This window comes from Leucobacter massiliensis (genome assembly GCF_002982315.1).
GTDB classification, from domain to species: Bacteria; Actinomycetota; Actinomycetes; order Actinomycetales; family Microbacteriaceae; genus Leucobacter; species Leucobacter massiliensis.
In genome coordinates, this window is the sequence record NZ_MWZD01000017.1 from 94,327 (window position 1) to 112,808 (window position 18,482).

17 protein-coding genes, 1 tRNA gene and 1 other RNA gene are annotated in these 18,482 nt (G+C 70.6%); 14 read left to right on the forward strand and 5 right to left on the reverse strand.

The features are described from left to right. The first annotated feature begins 119 nt into the window (after positions 1–119). Positions 120–1,532, forward strand: a complete 1,413-nt coding sequence (locus B4915_RS07300; protein WP_181158489.1) for an APC family permease — start codon at positions 120–122, stop codon at positions 1,530–1,532. On the opposite strand, the gene yczE is transcribed toward B4915_RS07300, so the two are convergent. Then, positions 1,508–2,158 (reverse strand): membrane protein YczE, encoded by a 651-nt coding sequence (gene yczE / locus B4915_RS07305; RefSeq protein WP_181158490.1) that lies wholly within the window; start codon positions 2,156–2,158, stop codon positions 1,508–1,510. The genes B4915_RS07300 and yczE overlap by 25 nt on opposite strands. Positions 2,159–2,218: 60 nt before the next feature. On the opposite strand from yczE, the gene yczR reads away from it, so the two are divergent. From yczR to B4915_RS14665, 8 genes are all read left to right on the forward strand, one after another. Continuing rightward, positions 2,219–3,655, forward strand: coding sequence for a MocR-like transcription factor YczR (gene yczR / locus B4915_RS07310; protein WP_105805165.1), 1,437 nt, complete (start codon positions 2,219–2,221; stop codon positions 3,653–3,655). Between the two features lie 27 nt (positions 3,656–3,682). Next, the gene (gene prfB, locus B4915_RS07315) at positions 3,683–4,792 is read left to right on the forward strand and encodes a peptide chain release factor 2 (RefSeq protein ID WP_105805166.1); all 1,110 of its coding nucleotides are present in this window, start codon (positions 3,683–3,685) and stop codon (positions 4,790–4,792) included. A 144-nt stretch (positions 4,793–4,936) separates the two neighbouring features. Beyond that, positions 4,937–6,109: a cell division ATP-binding protein FtsE gene (ftsE, locus tag B4915_RS07320; RefSeq protein ID WP_105805167.1), complete on the forward strand. Its 1,173-nt coding sequence runs from the start codon at positions 4,937–4,939 to the stop codon at positions 6,107–6,109. After that, on the forward strand, positions 6,106–7,020 hold the full coding sequence (gene ftsX / locus B4915_RS07325) for a permease-like cell division protein FtsX (RefSeq protein WP_105805168.1): 915 nt from the start codon (positions 6,106–6,108) through the stop codon (positions 7,018–7,020). Before ftsE ends, ftsX begins: the two co-directional genes overlap by 4 nt. A 120-nt stretch (positions 7,021–7,140) precedes the next feature. After that, on the forward strand, positions 7,141–7,617 hold the full coding sequence (gene smpB / locus B4915_RS07330; RefSeq protein WP_105805169.1) for an SsrA-binding protein SmpB: 477 nt from the start codon (positions 7,141–7,143) through the stop codon (positions 7,615–7,617). An 8-nt stretch (positions 7,618–7,625) separates the two neighbouring features. After that, positions 7,626–8,252, forward strand: coding sequence for a TetR/AcrR family transcriptional regulator (locus tag B4915_RS07335; protein WP_105805170.1), 627 nt, complete (start codon positions 7,626–7,628; stop codon positions 8,250–8,252). Positions 8,253–8,497: 245 nt separating this feature from the next. After that, positions 8,498–8,869: a transfer-messenger RNA gene (gene ssrA / locus B4915_RS07340) on the forward strand. 117 nt (positions 8,870–8,986) lie between these two features. Then, positions 8,987–9,065, forward strand: a tRNA-Ser gene (locus B4915_RS14665). 100 nt (positions 9,066–9,165) lie between these two features. Here B4915_RS14665 and B4915_RS07345 read toward each other — a convergent pair. Then, positions 9,166–9,582, reverse strand: coding sequence for a cation diffusion facilitator family transporter (locus B4915_RS07345; protein ID WP_105805171.1), 417 nt, complete (start codon positions 9,580–9,582; stop codon positions 9,166–9,168). 232 nt (positions 9,583–9,814) lie between these two features. Further along, positions 9,815–10,777: a LysR family transcriptional regulator gene (locus tag B4915_RS07350; protein ID WP_105805172.1), complete on the reverse strand. Its 963-nt coding sequence runs from the start codon at positions 10,775–10,777 to the stop codon at positions 9,815–9,817. A gap of 138 nt (positions 10,778–10,915) precedes the next feature. On the opposite strand from B4915_RS07350, the gene B4915_RS07355 reads away from it, so the two are divergent. From B4915_RS07355 to gap, 5 genes are all read left to right on the forward strand, one after another. Next, the gene (locus tag B4915_RS07355) at positions 10,916–12,085 is read left to right on the forward strand and encodes an iron-containing alcohol dehydrogenase (RefSeq protein ID WP_105805173.1); all 1,170 of its coding nucleotides are present in this window, start codon (positions 10,916–10,918) and stop codon (positions 12,083–12,085) included. 73 nt (positions 12,086–12,158) lie between these two features. Then, a complete protein-coding gene (locus B4915_RS07360; RefSeq protein ID WP_105805174.1) occupies positions 12,159–13,571 on the forward strand; it encodes a purine-cytosine permease family protein in 1,413 nt (470 codons plus the stop codon). A 16-nt stretch (positions 13,572–13,587) separates the two neighbouring features. Continuing rightward, entirely contained in the window at positions 13,588–14,985 is a 1,398-nt protein-coding gene (locus tag B4915_RS07365) for an amidase (RefSeq protein ID WP_219845097.1), read from the forward strand. Between the two features lie 47 nt (positions 14,986–15,032). After that, entirely contained in the window at positions 15,033–15,971 is a 939-nt protein-coding gene (locus tag B4915_RS07370) for a GlxA family transcriptional regulator (RefSeq protein WP_105805175.1), read from the forward strand. 128 nt (positions 15,972–16,099) lie between these two features. Then, positions 16,100–17,098, forward strand: a complete 999-nt coding sequence (gene gap, locus B4915_RS07375; protein WP_105805176.1) for a type I glyceraldehyde-3-phosphate dehydrogenase — start codon at positions 16,100–16,102, stop codon at positions 17,096–17,098. A gap of 151 nt (positions 17,099–17,249) precedes the next feature. Here gap and B4915_RS07380 read toward each other — a convergent pair whose 3' ends face one another. Further along, positions 17,250–17,660 carry a DUF3054 domain-containing protein gene (locus tag B4915_RS07380; RefSeq protein WP_105805177.1) on the reverse strand — a complete coding sequence of 137 codons (411 nt, stop codon included), beginning with the start codon at positions 17,658–17,660 and terminating at the stop codon, positions 17,250–17,252. 1 nt (position 17,661) lies between these two features. Further along, positions 17,662–18,468, reverse strand: coding sequence for an inositol monophosphatase family protein (locus tag B4915_RS07385; protein WP_105805178.1), 807 nt, complete (start codon positions 18,466–18,468; stop codon positions 17,662–17,664). Positions 18,469–18,482: the final 14 nt, after the last annotated feature.

Consider the following 18,482-nt stretch of genomic DNA (forward strand, 5'->3'; position numbering starts at 1 on the left):
CGCTCTTTGCGCTGCGTGTGCGAGGGGAGAATGATGGTCCCCTGGCGGCAGAGGAGCCGCACTGGGGAGAGCCGCCGCGGCGCAGCAGCGCGGGCGACTCCGGAAGTCTTGGAGATCGCATGACGAAGACGTTCGTGCCCGCGGCGAAGCGCGGCGGCACACTCAAGCGCAACCTCGGCCTGTGGGCCATCGTGGGCCTCGGGCTCGGGTACATGACCCCGACGGTCATCTTCGACACCTTCGGCATGGTCGCGCGCGACACGAACAACGTGGTGCCGCTCGCGTATCTGGTGGCGCTGATCGTCATGATCTTCACGGCGGTGAGCTACGGGAAGATGTCGGGTGCGATCCCGAGCGCCGGATCCGCCTACACCTACGTGCGCGAGTCGATCCACCCCAATGTCGGATTCATGGTCGGCTGGACCTCGCTCATCGACTACATGCTGCTGCCGATGGTGAACTGCCTCATCATCCGGAGCTACCTGGAGGCCGTGTTCCCGGGGGTGCCCGGCTGGATCTGGGTCGTGCTCTACTGCGTGCTGACGACGGGGATCATCTACCTGACGATGCGCGGCACCTCGAACGTCAACATGATCCTGCTCGTCATCTCGATCGTCGTGATGGCGGTGTTCGTGGTGATGGTGTGGGTGCAGCTCGCCGGCGGCGAGGGCGTGGGCACGGTCGGCTCGGTGCAGCCCTTCCTGCACGACGGCGTGACCATGGGCGCGGTGCTGATGGGCGCCACGATCGTGTGCTTCTCGTTCATCGGCTTCGACGCCGTCACCATGTACGTGGAGGAGGCGAAGAGCCCGAAGATCATGCCGCGCGCGATCCTGCTCACGGTGATCCTGGGCGGCGGGATCTTCCTCGTCGCCGCCTACTTCACCCAGCTGCGCTTCCCGGACTGGAACGTCTTCGCGCCTGGCGGCGACATGCAGTTCGTGGAGGACAGCACGCTGCCGCTGATCGGCCAGTTCGTGGGCGGCCCGGCGCTGCAGGCGATCCTCACGGCCGCGGGCTTCTGCGCGACGCTCGCCTCGGGCCTCGCCTCGCACGCCTCGGTGTCGCGCATGCTGCTCGTGATGGGCCGCAACAATGTGCTGCCGCGCCGCTTCTTCGGCTACGTCAATCCGAAGACGCACACCCCGACCTTCAACATCGTGCTGACGGGCGTCGTGTGCATGTTCGCGATCGCCTTCACGCTCGAGATGATCGCGGCGTTCATCAACTTCGGTGCGCTGATCGCCTTCACCGCGGTGAACGTGTCGGTGATCGCGTGGTTCGCGGTGCGCAAGGGCCGCCGCCGCACCCCGCGCGACATCTTCTCCTACATCGTGATGCCCGGCATCGGCATGGTGCTCACGGGCATCCTGTGGGCGAACCTGCACGCGGACGCCCTCGTGGGCGGTCTGGTGTGGCTTGCTCTCGGCCTCGTCTACCTGCTGTTCCTGACCCGCGGTTTCACCCGCAAGGTGGCGGCCTTCGACGAGAACCAGCCGGTCACCGGCTACAACAAGGTTCCCGCCGAGTAGGCCGCCCCGGCCGGCTCGGCGGCGGCCGCCCGTTCGCGGGCGCGCCGCCGCCGGTGCTCGGGGTCGAAGGGCGGCAGGGTGACGGAGCACAGCGGGCCGATGAGCAGCGCGAAGGCGACGGTGCCGACGCCCACGTTGCCGCCGAGCACCCAGCCGATCGCGAGCACCGTCACCTCGACCGCGGTGCGCCCGACCCAGATGGGCGTGCCGAAGCGGCGGTGGATGCCGGTCATGAGCCCGTCGCGCGGCCCGGGGCCGAGGTGCGCGCCGATGTAGATGCCGCTCGCGACGGCGAGCAGCACGAGCCCGACGGCGAAGAACGCGATCCGCGCCCACAGCGTGACGGGGACGGGCAGCAGCCACAGTCCGAGCTCGATGCCGGGGCCCACGAGCAGGATGTTGAGGATCGTGCCGATGCCGGGCCGCTGGCGCAGCGGGATCCAGAGCAGCAGCACGAGGAGTCCGATGACGTTGGTGAGGATCCCGATCCCGAAGCCGCTGTGGAGGGAGACGCCCTGTGCGAAGACCGTCCACGGGTCGACGCCGATGGCGGCGCGGATCATGAAGGCGTCGGCGACGCCGTAGAGGATGAGGCCGGGGATGAGGCGGAGGATGCGGAGGGTCACAGGAGCAGTCCACTGCATATTGGACTGCTCTGCAAGATGCCAATCGCCTAGACTGGCCTGATGATCGCGCACCGACTCTCCGCCGCCAAGCTGCTCGGCCTGCTCGGCAACTGGCGCGGCACCGGTCACGGCTACCTGGAGCTCAGCGAGAGCATCGAACTCCTCCTCCGCGACGGCGCGATCGCCCCCGGCACGGCGCTGCCCCCCGAGCGCGCCCTCGCCGAGGCCCTCGGCGTCAGCCGCACCACCATCGCGGCCTGCTACCGTCGGCTGCGCGAGCACGGCCTGGCGCTCTCACGGCAGGGCTCGGGCACCGTGGTGCGATCCCCGCGGAGCCTGTCCGAGGCCGCCGGCGCGGAGGCGGGCGCCGTCGAGATCGACCTGTCGACGGCCTGCCCGGAGCCGTGGGAGGGACTGAGTGGCATCGCCGCCCGGGCCATGAGCGAGCACCCCGACGCCTTCCTGCTGCCGGGCTACGACACCCTCGGCCTCCCGGCCCTGCGAACCGCGGTCGCGGAGCGCTACACGCGCCGCGGTCTCCCCACGTCCCCCGGGCAGATCATGATCACGCTCGGCGCACAGCACGCGATCTTCCTCATCGCCCGGACACTGCTCAGCCGGGGGGATCGCAGCCTCATCGAATCGCCCAGCTACCCGCACGCCCGCGAGGCGCTCGCCGCCACCGGCGCGCTCGTCGCGGAGCTGCCCGTGGGCCACCAGGGCTACGACCCGGCGTCCATGCTCGACACCGTCGCGCGCACCTCGCCCCGCCTCGCCTATCTCATCCCCGACCACCACAATCCGAGCGGGCTCAGCATGCCGCCCGAGCTGCGCGCCGCGCTGATCGCGGAGCTCAGCGCGCGCGGCAGCCACGTCATCGCCGACGAGACGACCGCGGAGCTCGCGCTGGGGGAGCCGCGGTCCGTGCTGCCCTTCGCCGCATCGGCCGAGCGCGCCCACCAGCAGGACGCGATCCTCACCGTCGGCTCGCTCGGCAAGACCGTGTGGGGCGGCCTGCGCATCGGGTGGATCCGGGCGAGCCCCGAGCTGATCGCCCGCCTGGAGGTCGCCCGCCGCATCGGCGATCTGGGCACGGGAAGCTGGGAGCAGGTGCTCGCGACGCTCGCCCTGGAGCAGTACGAGCAGGTGCTCGCCGCCCGCGCCCGGGCGCTGACCGCCCGCCACCGCGCGCTGACGGAGCAGCTGCGGGCGGCGCTGCCGGGCTGGCGGCCCTCGCCCGCCCGCGGCGGTGCGAGTGTCTGGGTCGATCTCGGCGCGCACCGCAGCAGCTCGCTGAGCCGTGAGAGCGCGCGGCGGGGGGTGCGGCTCGTACCCGGACCGCGATTCGGGAGCCCCGGGGTGTTCGAGCGCTTCGTGCGGCTGCCGTTCAGCCTGCCGGAGCGGCAGCTCGTCGACGCCGTGTCCCGGCTGGCCGAAGCCTGGGAGGCCGAGCCCTCCGCGGCACCGGTGCCGGAGCGCGAGGCCGCGGTCGTGTGAGCCGCCGAGCCGCTAAGCTGGGGGATCATGCTCGACATCGACTTCGCCGCCCGCATCCGCGCCATCCGAGCCACCTACGCCGACATCGCCGCGGTCACCGATCTCGGGAAGCTCGATCGTGAGATCGCAGAGCTCGAGCAGCAGGCCGCAGCGCCCGATCTGTGGGACGATCCGGCGGCGGCCCAGCAGGTGACGAGCGGGCTCTCGCATCGCCAGGCGCGCGTCAAGCGCCTGCGGGGGGTCGAGCAGCGCATCGACGACCTGGAGGTGCTGGTCGAGCTGGCGCAGGAGGCCGAGGACGCGGACTCCGCGGCGGAAGCCGCCGAGGAACTCGCCGCCATCGAGGCGGTCGTCCAGGAGCTCGAGGTGCAGACCATGCTCTCCGGCGAGTACGACGAGCGCGCCGCGGTGGTCACCATCCGCTCGGGCGCCGGCGGAGACGACGCCACGGACTTCGCCGAGATGCTGCTGCGCATGTACCTGCGCTGGGCCGAGCAGCACGGTTACGCGACGAAGGTGCTCGACACCTCCTACGCCGAGGGCGCCGGCATCAAGTCGGCCACCTTCGAGGTGGACGCGCCCTACGCCTTCGGCACGCTCTCGGTCGAGGCCGGCACCCACCGCCTCGCGCGCATCAGCCCCTTCGGCTCCGCGGACAAGCGCCAGACGAGCTTCGCCGGCGTCGAGGTGATCCCGCTGCTCGAGGAGGCCACCGAGGTCGACATCCCCGAGAACGACATCCGCGTCGACGTGTTCCGCTCCAGCGGCCCCGGTGGCCAGTCGGTCAACACGACGGACTCGGCGGTGCGCATCACCCACCTGCCCACGGGGATCGTCATCTCCATGCAGAACGAGAAGTCGCAGATCCAGAACCGCGCCGCGGCCATGCGCCTGCTGCAGACCCGGCTGCTGCTGCTGCAGAAGGAGCAGGAGGCCGCGAAGAAGAAGGAGCTGGCCGGATCGATCACGGCGAGCTGGGGCGATCAGATCCGCTCCTACTTCCTCTACGGGCAGCAGCTCGTGAAGGATCTGCGCACGGGCCACGAGTCCTCGCAGCCGGACGCGGTCTTCAACGGCGAACTCGACGGCTTCATCGCGGCGGGGATCCGCTGGCGTTCGCTGAACAAGGACGCCTGACCACGATCCGCCTCGCCTGACCACGACCCGCCCCGGAGTGATCCCCGCCCCCGCAGGTGAAGCTGCGACTTCCCTCAGAAATGGCGGGCGCGGACCGCGCGCCTGGGGAGGGGGACCGCGCACAGGGCGTAAGGTCGATGCGTCATGATCCTCTTCGAGAACGTCACCAAAAAGTACCGGGGCACGGCGAAGCCCGCGCTCGACGGCATCGACCTCTCGGTCGATCGCGGCGAGTTCGTCTTCATCGTCGGCGCCTCGGGATCGGGGAAGTCCAGCTGCCTGCGGCTCATCCTGCGCGAGGATCAGCCGAGCGCCGGCAGGATCCACGTGCTCGGCCAGGACCTCAGCAAGATCTCCTCGCGCAAGGTCCCCTACTTCCGCCGCAACCTCGGAACCGTGTTCCAGGACTTCCGCCTCCTCACCAACAAGACGGTCTACGACAATGTGGCGTTCTCGCTGCAGGTCATCGGCAAGTCGCGCGGCTTCATCCAGGAGGCCGTGCCGGACACGCTCGAGATGGTCGGCCTCGCCGGCAAGTCGAAGCGCTTCCCGCACGAGCTCTCCGGCGGTGAGCAGCAGCGCGTCGCCATCGCCCGCGCCATCGTGAACAAGCCGGCGATCCTGCTCGCCGACGAGCCCACCGGCAACCTCGACCCCGCGACGAGCCTCGGGATCATGCAGCTGCTCCGCGCGATCAACGCCTCGGGCACGACCGTCGTCATGGCCACCCACGAGGCAGCATTCGTGGACATCATGCAGCAGCGCGTGGTCGAGCTCTCCCAGGGCGTCGTGGTGCGCGACGAGGTCGGGGGCGGCTACGGCGAGACCGCCTCGATCCCCGTGGCGGATCTCTCCGCCGAGGGCGTCCAGGTCCTCCGCACCACGGAGGCGGTCGTGCGCGCCGCGCTCTCGCCCGCCGACACCGCCGAGACGGAACCCGCAGAGACCGTCGAGGCGGCGACCGCCGCGGAGGCGCACGGCCCCGCCGCCTCGGCCCCCGCGGCGTCCGAGCCCGCCGGCGCCGATGAGGTGCTCGCCGCGCTGCAGGATCGCGTCGCCCAGATCGTGCCGCCCGAGACGGAGCCGCAGCACGAGGCCTCGGTCTTCGAGGAGCCCCGGCCCTTCGGCGACGAGGCCGCAGACATCGACGACGAGACGGTGCGACCCGGCGGACCGCAGGACCGGCGGATCCCCGCCTTCCTCGACCCCGACCGGCCTCTGGACCCCGTGCGCATGTCCGAGACCGGCAGCCTTGCCGAGCACCTCGGACTGCGCCGCAAGGACGACGATCAGACGGATGTGGGGCCGGTGCGATGAGGGCGGGGCTGGTGCTCGGCGAGGTCTGGAACGGCCTGCGCCGCAATCTCTCGGTGGTCATCTCGGTGGTGCTGGTGACTTTCGTGTCGCTGAGCTTCGTCGGCGCGGCCATCATCATGCAGCTGCAGATCCAGCAGATGAAGACCTTCTGGTACGACCGCGCACAGGTCGCCATCTACCTCTGCACCGACTTCGACCAGAGCGCGACCTGCTCGGGTCAGGACGCCGGCGAGGACGAGATCGCCGCGGTCGAGGCGGCGCTGCAGTCCGACACGCTCGCCCCCTATGTGGACGACTTCTTCTTCGTCTCCCACGACCAGGCCTACGAGGAGTTCACCCAGCAGTTCGAAGGCAACCCCATCGTCGACATCACGAAGCCCGAGCAGCTCAATCAGACCTTCTGGGTGAAGCTCAACGATCCCTCGCGCTCCGACATCATCACCGAGACCTTCTCCGGCATCCCCGGCGTGCAGAGCGTCTCGGATCAGCGCAGCCTGCTCGACCGCATCTTCCTCTTCCTCGGCGTCGCGAGTTACACGGCGATCGCGATCGCGGGTCTCATGCTCGTCGCGGCGATGCTCCTCATCTCCACCACGATCCGGCTCTCCGCCTTCTCCCGACGGCGGGAGATCGGCATCATGCGCCTCGTCGGCGCCTCGAACCGTTTCATCCAGACGCCGTTCATCCTGGAGGGAATCATCGCCGCGCTCGTCGGGGCGGTGCTGGCGAGCGTCGCCTCGGTGGCGATCGTGCGGTTCTTCGTGCAGGGCTTCCTCGCGCGCGAGGTGCCCTTCACGAGCTATATCACCGTCGAGCAATCCCTCGTCGTCCCGCCGGTCCTGATCCTGGTGGGGGTGCTGCTCTCGGCGCTGGCCGCGAAGATCGCGATCACGCGATACCTGCGGGTGTAGGGGCGGTACCTGCGGGTGTAGGGGCGGTACCTGCGGGTGTAGCGGTGGGGCCGGCGAGCGCGCGTCCGGGTGTAAGCTGGTTCTTCGCGCCAGAACCCGACCCCGAGAGAGGATGTGACCATGCCCAAGGAGACCGGCGAGAAGCTGATCGCCTCCAACAAGAAGGCACGGCACGAGTACCACATCCTCGACACCTACGAGGCGGGGATGGTGCTCAGCGGGAGCGAGGTCAAGTCGCTGCGCATGGGCCGCGCATCCCTCGTCGACGGCTACGTCTTCATCGAGCGCGGTGAGGCCTGGCTGGACGCCGCATACATTCCCGAGTACCTCAACGGTTCCTGGACGAACCACGCCCCCCGCCGGAAGCGGAAGCTGCTGCTGCACCGCCAGCAGATCGACAAGCTCTACCAGAAGACCCGCGAGGGCGGCATGACGATCGTGCCGCTGCGGCTCTACTTCCTCGACGGCCGCGCGAAGGTCGAGATCGCGCTCGCCAAGGGCAAGAAGGAATACGACAAGCGGCAGACGCTGCGCGAACGGCAGGACAAGCGCGAGGCCGAGCGGGCCATGCGCTCGCGCAACCGGCTGGGGGAGTAGCGCCCCGCGTGGCCGCAGAGCGAGCGACCCGAGTGCGCAAGGCGCCCGCGGAGCGGCGTGCGGAGATCATCTCGGCCGCCTCCCGGATCGCGCTCGAAGAGGGGCTCGAACGGATCACGCTGCGCGCGGTCGCCGAGCGGCTGGGCGTGCGGCCCGGCCTCATCACCCACTACTTCCCCGCGGCGGAGGAGCTCGTGATCGCCGCCTTCCAGCTCGCCGCCTCGCGGGAGCGCGAGCAACTCCACGCGGCGGCGGGCGGGCCGCTCGCACGCCTCGCCGCCTTCGTGCGGCTCGTGGAGCGCGATGGCGAAGAGCTCTCGCGCCTCTGGCTCAACGCCAAGCACCTCGCGCGCTTCACCCCCGCGCTCGCGGAGGCCGTGCAGGAGCAGGAGCGGCTGGATCGCGAGCGGCTCACCGCGCTCATCGCCGAGGGCTGCGCCGCCGGGGCGTTCGCGGCGGAGGACCCCGAGGCGGCGTGCGTGCGGATCTTCCTCGCGGTCGACGGCTTCGGCGCCTACGCCAACAACCCCTCGCTCATCGCCCACGAGGCGTATGCGCACTTCGTCGCCGACGTCGCCGAATGGGCGCTCGGACTGCGCCCCGGGACCCTGCGCGCGCTGCTGGCCGGGTCCTGAGCGCGGCCCGCGCGTGAATCCTTCCGGATCCCACCGCCGGCGAGAGGGGAAAAGCGTATCCTTCGACCTCTTCGGGGCCTGCATTTTTCCCCTCTCGGCGGGGGAGGCGCGGAGGGCGGGTCCTTGGCTTCGGGGCTCCGTGGTGGTATTCTGGAGCGCCGGGCTCGCCCGGAGTGACAATTCCACAGCGTGTGATGCGAATGCCCCAGACCGCACCCGCGGGTGCGCGCACCCCAGGGTGCTCAGGGGCCGATCGGTTTCGACACGTCGATTTGAGACTGTGAGAAGCGGGCCGAGGACGCGGAGTTATCTCGTAAACGCCCTTCGCAAACCATAGGTGCCAACGCTAAGCGCACCGACTTCGCTCTCGCTGCCTAAGCACGAGACCGAGTCCGTCAGGTCGGGTGGGCCTCCGCCCCGGTTTCCTGGCGTCATCTAGGAGGCTTGCTGGCGCGTCGTGTCTCAGGGCGCGCCGGGACTTTCACTGAGGCTGGGCCTGTCGTTCAAGGTGTTCGTGACAATGAACGGGGCCGAGCAGAACGCTTGCACGAACTACGCTCGTAGAAGGCACGGAATCGTCGAAGTGGACCGGGGTTCGATTCCCCGCGGCTCCACGTACGCATTTGCATCGCACGCTGTGGGAACGAGAGAGGCCGCCCCTCGGGGCGGTCTCTCTCGTGGTGTTCCGTGGTGCGGGGAATCTCCGTGACCCCTCGAACTGGCGCCGGGGCGGCGCCAGCGCCGTGGCCGCGCGAAGGCCCACTGGGCCTTCGCTTCGAGCGGCCGGGCGGGGTTCGATTCCCCGCGGCTCCACGTACGCATTCGCATTGCACGCTGTGGGAACGAGAAAGGTCGTCCGCTCCACCGTCCCACCGCACGAGTCTTCGGAATGTCCGGGCTGCCGGGCATCAGCTCAGAAGGACCCGACGCGTTCCCGGTCGCGCTTGCGCTGGAGCGCGACGTTGCCATTGACGATCACGACCACCGCCACCCCCAGCATCAGCAGCGGTGCGACGACCCCGAGCCCAGCGATCAGGACGTCCACTGCGGTCTCGATGGCGAACAGGCGCAGAAGGCCGAGCAGCAACAGCACACCCATGAAGCCGGCGACGACGCTGCCGCCGATCACCTGGGCACGGCCGTTCCCCGTGCCCCACGTGAAGCGATGCCCCGGCGCAGGTACCTGCTGCCAGCGGTCCTCCCAGGTGCTCCCGTTCCACCACCGCAGCTGCGCTCGCACATCGGCATAGGAGTAGAAGCCGGGAGGAACGCTCTCCCGCTGCTGCTCGGCGGAGCCGTCCGGAAGATGATGCGCGCCAGGAACGGACATGCTCCCCATCGTAGCGCTGCGTCTCGGAAGGACGCAGCGCATGGTGTGCGGCTGTCTGGCGAGTCCGCGTGCTCCCGGTGAGTCCGCACGCTGGGCCGCGGCAGAAGTGCGCGGACTCGGCGGAAACCGATGAGCTCCGCGGAAACAGGCGGGCGAGCTCACCGGGGCGGGTGAGTCCGTCGAGGAGCAAGGCGGGCAGGCCCGGTCGGGCTCGCTTGCCGGTCGCTGCGGCTCAGCGAGGCTCGCCCTGCCGCAGCTGCCGGCCCGGCCCGCTCGCGGCGCGGCGCGAGCCGGGCGCGCGCGAGCCGGCGACCGGCAGCAGCTGCGGGTGACGCGACACGATCGCGTCCAGCGCTGAGCAGAAGGCCGTCACGCGGGCGAGGAGCAGGGTGGCCCGCGGCACCGCGACCCAGTAGCGGCGACGTGCGGACAGCTGATCGTGGAGCACGGGCCGCAGCTCCGCCGCCCGCTCCCCGATGTACGTGGGCAGGAGGGCGACGCCGAGACCCGCCCGCGCCGCCTCGAGGTGGCCGGCGATGTTGTTGGTCTGGATCATCGCGGTGGCGTGCGGCACCACGATGTCCAGGAGGCGCAGCTGCTCGACGTCGAGCAGCGCGTCCACATACCAGATGAGCGTGTGATCTCGGCGCAGCTCCGCCGCGCTCCCGGGAGTGCCGTGCGTGTCCAGGTACTCCTGCGTCGCGTAGAACTTCAGCTCGTAGTCGGTCAGGGCGCGCACCTCGGCGAAACGCGAGGAGGGGCGCTCCAGCGTGATCGCGACATCGAAGTCACGCTCGGTCGCCGCGGCGTGGGTGGTCGAGGTCGACACCTCGATCCGCAGGGCGGGGTGACGTTCATGGAACTCCTGCAGCTGGGGCATCAGCACATAGGCGCCGAAGCCGTCCGAGGTCACCACGCGCAGCGCGCCCGACAGCTCCCCGGAGCCCGGAACGACCTCCTGCGTGGCGGCGACGACCTCCGAGTCGATGGCCTCCGCGTGCGGCAGCAGCCGCCGTCCCGCCTCGGTCAGCCGCCACCGCTCGCGGCCGCGATCCATGAGCCGCACGCCCAGCGATTCCTCCAGGCGGGTCAGGCGCCGGGAGACGGTCGTCTCGTCGAGGCCCAGCCGCGACGCTGCGCCGCGGAGCGAGCCGGCGCGCGCGAGCTCCAGGAACACCCCGATGTGCTCAAGCATGGAGCTCCTTCCGTGTAACTGCAATTGTGCAGTTAAGTCTGCGCAGATAGCCGTTGATTCCGCAACATTGTCAGGCCAGACTCGGGGTGTCGCGTTCGTCCACGCAGACCAGGCCATCGACGAGGAGTCAGTCGCGCAATGGTGCATCGCATCTCAGTCCCCCCAGTCCTGCGCATCGGCGGAGGCGCCCTCGCCGAACTGCCCGACACCGTGCGCGGACTGCGCGCCTCGCGCGCCGTCATCGTCACCGACGCCTTCCTGTCGGGCACCGGCGTCGCCGCCGACATCGCGCGGGCGCTCGACGCCGCCGGGGTGCCCGCCACCGTCTTCGACGAGACCGTTCCGGATCCCACCACGGCGTCCCTCGAAGCGGGCATCCGCGCCGTCGCAGACCACGACGCCGACGTGGTCGTCGGCCTCGGGGGCGGCAGCGCCATCGACAGCGCCAAGGCGCTCGCGGTGCTCGCGGTGCGCGGCGGCGCCATGCGCGAGCTCAAGGCGCCCGTGCAGTACGACGGAGCCGCCCTGCCCGTCATCGCGATCCCCACCACCGCGGGCACCGGCTCCGAGGCGACGCAGTTCACCGTCATCACCGATTCGGCCTCCGGGGAGAAGATGCTGTGCGGCGGACCCGCCTACCTCCCCTCGGCCGCGATCGTCGACTACGAGCTGACGCTCAGCATGCCCCCGCGCCTCACCGCCGACACCGGCCTCGACGCGCTCACCCACGCCGTCGAAGCCTATGTGAGCAGCCGCGCCTCCGGCTTCTCCGACGCCCTCGCCCTGCAGGCGATCCGGCAGATCGGCGGCAGCCTGCGGCGCGCATACGCGGACGGCGGCGACGCCGGGGCCCGCGAGTCGATGATGGAGGCCGCCACCCTCGCCGGGATCGCATTCTCCAACTCCTCGGTCGCTCTCGTGCACGGCATGAGCCGCCCGCTCGGGGCGCGCTTCCGCATCGCCCACGGCATGGCCAACGCGATGCTCTTCGCCGCGGTCACCGAGTTCTCGCTCGGGGCGGCGGACGCCCGCTACGCGGACTGCGCGCGGGCACTCGGCGTCGCAGGGGAGCAGGACGCCGACGCCGAGGCGGCGAGAGCACTCGTCACCGAGCTCCACCGCCTGCGCGCCGAGCTCGCCGTCCCGGCGCCCGCGGACTTCGGGATCGCGCCAGACGACTGGGAAGCCGCGCTCCGCACCATGGCCGAGCAGGCGCTCGCCTCCGGCTCGCCCGCGAACAATCCGCGCGTGCCGAGCCGCGGCGAGATCGAGGAACTGTACCGGCGGATCTACGCCCAGGCCGCGTGATCCAGCGGCGGAGCGGCCTGCCAGCAGGCCGCTCCGCACCTCCCCCCAACACCGACGGCAAAGGAGCCTCACCATGTCACTGAGGGACGCGTTCAGGAGCCCGGCGACCTCGCTGGACGATCAGATGGAGAGCTACGCGACGAGCCGCGTGCCGCATGCGCAGCGGTGGCCGGCGTTCGCGATCCTGCTGATCCTCACCGGCAACGTCACCGCGATGTTCTGGTTCACCCTCGGCGGGCAGATCGGCTTCCTCGTCGGGTGGCCGGGCATGCTGCTCCCGATCGGCTACCTCGTCGTGGTCTCCACGATCCTGGGCGCGCTCATCATGCGGATCGCCTCGAAGGAGGGGCTCAGCCTCGTGCTCCTCACGCGGGGGCTCGGCTTCGGCGCCAAGGGATCCGCGGTCGCATCCTTCGTCTACGGGATCAACTACATCTTCTACTTCATCTTCGAGGGCAGCATCGTCTCGCACGCGCTCAGTCAGTACTTCGGCATCGGACAGGGATCCGCCGTGGCGAGCGTCATCTTCGCGCTGGTGGGAGCCGCTGCGCTCTTCTTCGCGTGGCGGGGCATGCACTCCATGAACATCCTGCAGCGCTTCGGCATGCCGATCTTCATCGGGCTCTTCATCGTCGGTATGCTCATGCTCGCCGATGGGCACGCGCTCGTGGGCCCCGGCCAGTGGGAGTCGCTGTCACCGGGGGATCCGACCGTCATGGCGCAGGCGTTCTCGCTCGCGAACGGCCAGATCGTCTTCCAGGCGCTCCTCGCCACCGACTACGGCAGGTTCTCCCGGCCGCAGATCGGCTATCGCGGCACCGCGGCGATCATGTTCGGGGAGCTCGTCATGATCGCCGTCGTCATGATCCTCGGATCGCTGCTCGCCTTCACGCTCTACCCGACGCTGAGCCAGGAGAACCCGCAGCTGTGGGCGACGGACCCGGGCTTCGTCTTCGCGCTCGTCATGGGCTTCCTCGGGGTCGTCTTCACGATCATCACTCAGATCCGCATCAACGTCATGAACCTGTACTCCGGATCGCTGGCCTTCGCGAACACCTGGGACGCCTTCGCGAAGCGCCCCATCCGGCGCACCCACTGGATGGTCGGGCTGCTCGTGCTCGGGATCCTGCTCTACCCGGTCAATGTGCTGCAGTACACGGACACCTTCCTCGCCGTCACCGGGATCATGACGAACACGTGGATCTTCATCCTCCTCGCGGACTACTTCGTGTGCCGGCGCCTGCTCCGCTTCGCCTCCACCGACCGCATCGAGTACGAGGACCACGAGGTGCGGCAGTGGAACCCCTGCGGCATGATCGCCATGGCCGTCGCCGTGCTCGTCGGTGCGCTCGGGCTCTTCGGGGTGTACCCCGTCTACTACGCTTCATTCGCGGCCATGCTCATCGGCCCGATCATTCACGTCACACTGACGGCGGCCACGCGCGGCCGCTTCTACGCGGTCGCGCCCGTGCCGGTCGCGGCCTGACCCGGGGGGAGAAACCATGGTTGACGAGATGCTGCACTACGACTCGATCGAGACGGTGTCGCGGAGGATCGTGCGGCGGGAGCTCAGCTCGGCCGAACTGACGGCGTCGCTGCTCGCGCGCATCGACGCCGTCGATCCCGTGCTCGGGGCCTATGCCCACGTGGACGCCGAGGCCGCCCGTGCCACCGCAGCGCGACTCGACGAGGAGCTCGCTGCGGGGGAGTGGCGGGGACCGCTGCACGGCGTCCCGATCGCGGTCAAGGACATCTACGCGGACGCCGGCCAGCCGCTGGAGGTCGGCATGCCGAGCCGCATCGGCGCGGTCGCCGCCGAGACCGCGACGGTCGTGCGGCGGCTGCGCGAAGCGGGGGCGGTGATCGTCGGACGGGTGCACACCACGGAGGGCGTCTACGGTGAGCACACTGCGCCGTTCGTCGCGCCGCGCAACCCCTGGGGGCTCGACCGCTGGGTCGGCGTGTCATCGAGCGGGAGCGCCTCCGCAGCGGCGGGCGGCCTCGCCTTCGCGACCCTCGGCTCGGACACCGGGGGCTCGATCCGCATGCCCTCCGCCGCGAACGGCGTGACCGGCCTCAAGCCCACCTGGGGCCGCTGCAGCCGCTACGGCGTCTTCGAGCTCGCCGCCACCCTCGACCACGTCGGACCCATCGCCCGCTCGGCCCGTGACACGGGGATCATGCTCGAGGCCATCGCCGGCTACGATCCGCTGGATCCGACGTCCCTCTCCGCACCCGTCGACGCCTACGGCGCGCGCAGCTCCGGAGATCTCAGCGGGATGCGGATCGGCTTCGATGCGGACTGGGCGCTCGGCGACGTCTCGGAGACCGTGCGAGTGAGCCTGCTGCGCGCGATGGACGTGTTCGAGGGGCTCGGCGCCGAGTTCGTTCCCGTTCGCTTCCCCGATCCCGAGCAGATCAACGAGGACTGGTTCGTGGTGTGCGGCGTGCAGACGGCGGCCGCCCACGGCGCCTGGTTCGACCGTCACGAGCCGAGCTACGGCAGCGCGCTGCACGAGCTCATCTCCATCGGGCGCGGGACGAGCGGGATCGGCTACCAGGAGGTGCTGCAGCGTCGCGAGACCTTCAAGGGCCGCGTCGCGCGGTTGCTCTCCGGGGTCGACGCGCTCCTCATCCCGGGCCTGCCCTACGAGGCCCCGCCGGCCGCCGACACGGTCCGGATGGGGGCGCAGCAGCTCGCGGAGGTGCACCGCTATACCGTCCCGTTCACGATGAGCCAGGTGCCCACGATCACCTTCCCCATCGGATTCACCGAGCGGGAGGGGCTGCCGGTCGCCGGTCAGCTCGTGGGCGCCGGCTGCACGGAGGCCAGGCTCGTGCGCCTCGCCGCCGCGTTCCAGGGAGCGACGGATCACCACGCGCGGCACCCGGAGCTGTAGCGGGCGGCGCGCGGTGGAGCAGCTGCGGGGCACTAGGATCGTGCAGCATGAGGCGGGTCGCAGTCGTGGTGCTGGAGGGGGCGAAGCCCCTCGACGTGGGGATCCCGGCGCAGGTGTTCACCACGCGCGCCAGCATGCCCTACTCGGTGTCGGTGTGCGGGGTGCGGCCGGGCCCCATCGCGGGCGGTGACGGGCTCTCGTACCGCGTCGAGCACGGCCTCGAAGCCATCGAGGACGCGGATCTCGTCTTCGTCCCCGGCTACCGCAACCCGGATCGAGAGCGGGCGCCGGCGGAGCTGACCGACGCCCTGCGCCGCGCGCACGCGCGGGGCGCCCGGCTCGCGGCGATCTCGACCGGAGCCTTCGCCCTCGCCGAGACGGGGCTGCTCGACGGCCGCCGGGCGACCACGCACTGGCACTACGTCCGCGCGCTCGCCGAGCGCTATCCCGCGATCCGGGTGGATGAGCGCGTGCTCTTCGTCGACGAGGGTTCCGTGCTGACCTCCGCCGGCGCCGCCTCCGGCATCGACCTGTGCCTGCACATCCTCCGCAAGGAAGCCGGCATGGCGGTTGCGAACCACGCCGCGCGGCGGCTCGTCGCGGCCCCCTACCGCAGCGGCGGGCAGGCTCAGTACGTGCCGCAGAGCGTGCCCGAGTCGCACGGCGAGCGCTTCACCCGGACGCGCGAGTGGGCGCTCCGGCACCTCGGCGAGCCGATCACCATCGAGCGGCTCGCGGAGCACGCCGCGGTCTCGCCGCGCACGCTCTCGCGTCGCTTCCGCGACGAGACCGGGTACACGCCGATGCAGTGGATCATGCGTGCGCGGGTGGACCGCGCGCGGGAGTTGCTGGAGGAGACGGATCTCGCGGTGGATGAGATCGCCTCGTCGACCGGGCTCGGCACCGCGACGAATCTGCGGCGCTATTTCCGCCGCGTGCTCGGGACCACGCCGACGGAGTATCGCCGCACCTTCTCCGAGGCGTGAGGCCCCGAAGAGCAGATTGGCGCTATTCGTTCGAACTATGGCATTTGAGCCACTGGCATCTCGGAAGCGCGTGCGTCAGGCTGGAGTGACAGACCAGCCGAACCGCCTCTGAAAGGGAACCAGAACCCATGACCGATCGTGTAGCAATCAACGGCTTCGGACGCATCGGACGCGGCGTGCTCCGCGCCCTGCTCGCCCAGGACAGCGATCTCGAGGTCGTGGCCATCAACGACCTCACCGACGGCGCCACCCTTGCCCACCTGCTCGAGTGGGACAGCGTCTACGGCCGCCTCGACCGCGACATCTCCTTCGCCGACGGCGAGCTGCGCGTCGACGATCGCCGTATCAAGGTCTTCGCATCCGCCGACCCCGCCGAGCTGCCCTGGGGCGAGCTCGGCGTCGACGTGGTGCTCGAATCGACCGGCCGATTCACCAAGGCCGAGGACGCGCGCAAGCACGTCGAGGCCGGCGCGCGGCGCGTGCTCATCAGCGCCCCGGCCACCGGTGCCGACCTCACCGTCGTCTACGGCGTCAATGACGAGCTCTACGATCCCGAGCAGCACGTCATCGTGTCCAACGCCTCCTGCACCACGAACGCCTTCGCGCCGCTCGCCGACGTGCTCGACAAGCTCGCCGGCATCGAGCACGGCTTCATGACCACCGTGCACGCCTACACCCAGGACCAGAACCTGATCGACGGCCCGCACAAGGATCCGCGCCGCGCCCGCGCCGCCGCCCTCAACATCGTGCCCACCACCACCGGAGCGGCCAAGGCCATCGGCCTCGTGCTCCCGCAGCTCGACGGCAAGCTGGAGGGCACCTCGATCCGCGTGCCCGTGCCCGTCGGCTCCATCGTCGAGCTCAACGCGACCGTCTCGCGCGACGTCACCCTCGACGAGGTCCTCGCCGCCTACCGCGCGGCGGCGGACGGCCCGCTCGCCGGGGTGATGCAGTACTCCGAGGATCCGCTCGTCTCCTCCGACATCATCGGCAACCCGTACTCCTCGATCTTCGACTCCGACCTCACGCAGGCCGGTGGCCGCTACGTCAAGGTCGTCGCCTGGTACGACAACGAGTGGGGCTTCTCCAACCGCGCCGCGCAGATGCTCGGCAAGCTCGCGAGCTGAGCCGCGCCGCTCGCCGGATGCGCCCGCGGTCCCCTCGGGGCCGCGGGCGCGGCTGTGCGGAGGCGGGGCGGGCGCCGAGCGTCGGGCGCCGGCTCGTGAACACCGTGCGCGCCGAGGGCGCGTCCTGCCGTGTACGCCGGACCGCCGCAGCTCAGCGCTTCGCGGAGCGCAGCCGCGAGACCAGCGCGACGAGCGTCCGCCAGCCGAGCAGGAAGACACCGAGCGTGAGCGTCGCGACGATCACGAAGGGGAGCGCGGTGCCCGCTCCCGTGAGCGCCCGCAGCAGCATGCCGAGTGCGACGGCACCGATCCAGACGGGGATGCCGGCGCGCACGACCGCGAGCGGGGCGCGCCAGGCCAGCGCGGCGATCCACGCGATCGCGAGGCCCGCCAGGAACGGCCAGGCCGTCTCCACCAGGCCCGCCAGCGTCGCCGCGCGGGAGTGCTCGCTGCGTCCCAGCCCCGCGAAGAGCACGACGAGCGCCGCATCCGCCGCGAAGGCGGCCGCCACCACCGTGAGGCTCGCGCTGCGGCGCAGCGGTTCCGTTCCCTGATGCGTCATCTCAGGCCTCCCGCGCCGCGGCGATCGTCTCGCGCACGGCCTCGTGCAGCGCTCCGTTCGTGGCGAGCGAACTGCCGTTCCAGGCGCTCTCCGCGCCATCGATGTCGGTGAAGCGACCCCCCGCCTCGCGCACGATCGGCACGAGCGCGGCCAGATCGTAGGGCTTCACGTCGAACTCGGCGACGATGTCGACGAGGCCCTCGGCGAGCAGCATGTACGACCACATGTCGCCGTAGGCGCGGTCGCGCCACACCGCGCGGCTGAGTGCGATGAGCGGCTGCAGGTAGCCGGCGAGATCCCACTGCTCGATGCTCTGGAAACTCAGCGAGGCGTCCTCGAGCCGCTGCACCCCGGAGACGCGCAGCGGGCGGGCCTCCTCGCCTTCGCGGCGGCCCCAGGCGCCCCCGCCCAGCTCCGCCCACCAGCGCGCGCCGAAGGCGGGAGCCGACACGACGCCCACCGTCGGCACGCCGTCCACCTCCAGCGCGATCAGCGTCGCCCAGTTCGGCACGCCGCGGAGGAAGTTCGAGGTGCCGTCGATCGGGTCGACGATCCAGCGCCGCGATCCGCGATCCTCACGTCCCGACTCCTCGCCGAAGAAGCCGTCCCTCGGCCGCTCCGCCGCGATCCGCTCCCGGATCGCGGCCTCCACGGCGCGATCCGCGTCCGTGACGAAGGTGCGATCCGGCTTCGTCTCGACCGTCAGATCGGCGGCGCGGAAGCGGGGGAGCGAGACGCCGTCCGCGAGATCCGCGAGCGCAAGCGCGAACTCCAGATCGGCGGAGGGGACGGGAGGATCCTGAGCCATCGAGGACGCCTTTC

Bases quoted from the DNA above. Each gene is read 5' to 3' on its own strand.
- B4915_RS07300 (WP_181158489.1), top strand. From the start codon at position 120: ATGACGAAGACGTTCGTGCCCGCGGCGAAGCGCGGCGGCACACTCAAG.
- yczR (WP_105805165.1), top strand. From the start codon at position 2,219: ATGATCGCGCACCGACTCTCCGCCGCCAAGCTGCTCGGCCTGCTCGGC.
- prfB (WP_105805166.1), top strand. From the start codon at position 3,683: ATGCTCGACATCGACTTCGCCGCCCGCATCCGCGCCATCCGAGCCACC.
- ftsE (WP_105805167.1), top strand. From the start codon at position 4,937: ATGATCCTCTTCGAGAACGTCACCAAAAAGTACCGGGGCACGGCGAAG.
- ftsX (WP_105805168.1), top strand. From the start codon at position 6,106: ATGAGGGCGGGGCTGGTGCTCGGCGAGGTCTGGAACGGCCTGCGCCGC.
- smpB (WP_105805169.1), top strand. From the start codon at position 7,141: ATGCCCAAGGAGACCGGCGAGAAGCTGATCGCCTCCAACAAGAAGGCA.
- B4915_RS07345 (WP_105805171.1), bottom strand. From the start codon at position 9,582: ATGTCCGTTCCTGGCGCGCATCATCTTCCGGACGGCTCCGCCGAGCAG.
- B4915_RS07350 (WP_105805172.1), bottom strand. From the start codon at position 10,777: ATGCTTGAGCACATCGGGGTGTTCCTGGAGCTCGCGCGCGCCGGCTCG.
- B4915_RS07355 (WP_105805173.1), top strand. From the start codon at position 10,916: ATGGTGCATCGCATCTCAGTCCCCCCAGTCCTGCGCATCGGCGGAGGC.
- B4915_RS07360 (WP_105805174.1), top strand. From the start codon at position 12,159: ATGTCACTGAGGGACGCGTTCAGGAGCCCGGCGACCTCGCTGGACGAT.
- B4915_RS07365 (WP_219845097.1), top strand. From the start codon at position 13,588: ATGGTTGACGAGATGCTGCACTACGACTCGATCGAGACGGTGTCGCGG.
- B4915_RS07370 (WP_105805175.1), top strand. From the start codon at position 15,033: ATGAGGCGGGTCGCAGTCGTGGTGCTGGAGGGGGCGAAGCCCCTCGAC.
- gap (WP_105805176.1), top strand. From the start codon at position 16,100: ATGACCGATCGTGTAGCAATCAACGGCTTCGGACGCATCGGACGCGGC.
- B4915_RS07380 (WP_105805177.1), bottom strand. From the start codon at position 17,660: ATGACGCATCAGGGAACGGAACCGCTGCGCCGCAGCGCGAGCCTCACG.
- B4915_RS07385 (WP_105805178.1), bottom strand. From the start codon at position 18,468: ATGGCTCAGGATCCTCCCGTCCCCTCCGCCGATCTGGAGTTCGCGCTT.